Source organism: Flavonifractor sp. An52 (assembly GCF_002159385.1).
Lineage (GTDB): Bacteria > Bacillota > Clostridia > Oscillospirales > Oscillospiraceae > Flavonifractor > Flavonifractor avicola.
Map to the genome: position 1 here is coordinate 1 of NZ_NFIB01000066.1, position 1520 is coordinate 1520.

Below are 1520 nucleotides of genomic sequence, written 5' to 3' on the forward strand. Positions count from 1 at the left end.
GTGAGAGAGACCGGGGCCTATTACGAAGAGTCGGACGAATTTGACGAGCGGCCCTACTGCCTGGACTGCTTCCATACCCTGTCCCGGGACAAGCCCATCCACGATTATTATTACAAACCGGAGCCCATCTTCCAGGGAGAGGGGCCCCGGTTTTTCGGTGTGGAACTGGAGCTGGATCAGGGCGGCGAGGATCCGGACAGCGCCCGGGCGCTACTGGATATCGCTAACGCCGGGTATCCTCTGATGTACATCAAACACGACGGTTCCCTGGACGACGGCCTGGAGCTGGTGACCCATCCTTTGTCCCTGGACTGGCAGCTTCACGCTATGCCCTGGGAGGATGTTTGCCGGAAGGCCCTCTCCCTGGGCTACCGCAGCCACCGGGCCAGCACCTGCGGGCTCCACATCCATGTGAGCCGGGCGGCCTTCGGGCCTACCCAGCAGGAGCAGGACCAGGCCATTGCCCGGGTGCTCTACTTCTTTGAGAAACACTGGGAGGAGCTGCTGAAGTTCAGCCGCCGCACCCAGCGGCAGCTGGAGCGATGGGCCGCCCGGTACGGCTACAAAGAGCACCCCATGGATATTCTGGACTTTGCCAAGAAGGGCTACCACGGGGGACGGTATACCTGCGTCAATCTGCAAAACCCGGATACGGTGGAGTTCCGGATGTTCCGGGGCACCCTAAAAACCAACACCATTCTGGCTACCTTGGAATTGATCGACCGCATCTGTGATGCAGCAGTGCATCTGTCTGATGAAGAGCTGAAAGGCATGGCCTGGACTACCTTTGTATCCGGCTGTCAGCAGCCGGAGCTGGTGCAGTACCTGAAAGAACGGCGGCTCTATGTGAACGAGCCTGTGGAAAGCGAGGAGGAAAGCTGATGTGCTGTCTCTTTGGAATCATGGACAACAGCGGAAGTCTCACCGGTAAGCAAAAGACCAGGCTTATCCGGGCACTGGCGGCGGAGAGCGAGGTCCGGGGGACGGACGCCGCCGGCATCGCTTACAACAGCGGCGGCAGGCTCCAGATCTGCAAGGGTCCAGGCCCCGCCCGCAAGCACCGCTTCTTCGTGCCGGGAGACGCCAGAGTGGTAATGGGCCATACCCGCATGACGACCCAGGGGGACGCGAAATACCCTCAGAATAACCATCCCTTTGCGGGAAAGGTGGGCAGGCTGCACTTTGCCTTAGCCCACAATGGGGTGCTGTACAACGACAAGAGCCTGCGCAAGAGTAAGAAGCTGCCCCAGACCCACATTCAGACGGACAGCTATGTGGCGGTGCAGCTGCTGGAGCAACAGGGAGCCCTCACACCGGACAGCCTGAGCGAGATGGCTGAGACGGTGGAGGGCTCCTTTGTGTTTACGGTGCTGGACCATAAGGACCGGCTGTACCTGGTGAAGGGGGATAACCCGCTGACCATCTGGCATTACCCGCGGCTGGGGCTGTACATCTACGCCTCAACCCTGGCCATTCTGCATCAGGCAGTAAACCGCACCTGGCTGGCCGGGGAGCCCTTC

Annotated in this window: 2 protein-coding genes; both read left to right on the forward strand. The window is 60.5% G+C overall.

What is annotated here, in order from left to right; genetic code table 11:
• Window positions 1-882 (forward strand): amidoligase family protein (locus tag B5G06_RS13700; protein WP_242955516.1); only part of this gene is annotated, 882 nt, incomplete at its 5' end.
• Window positions 882-1520, forward strand: a 639-nt coding sequence (locus B5G06_RS13705) for a class II glutamine amidotransferase (protein ID WP_087189603.1), incomplete at its 3' end; no start/stop codon positions are given. The genes B5G06_RS13700 and B5G06_RS13705, both read left to right, overlap by 1 nt.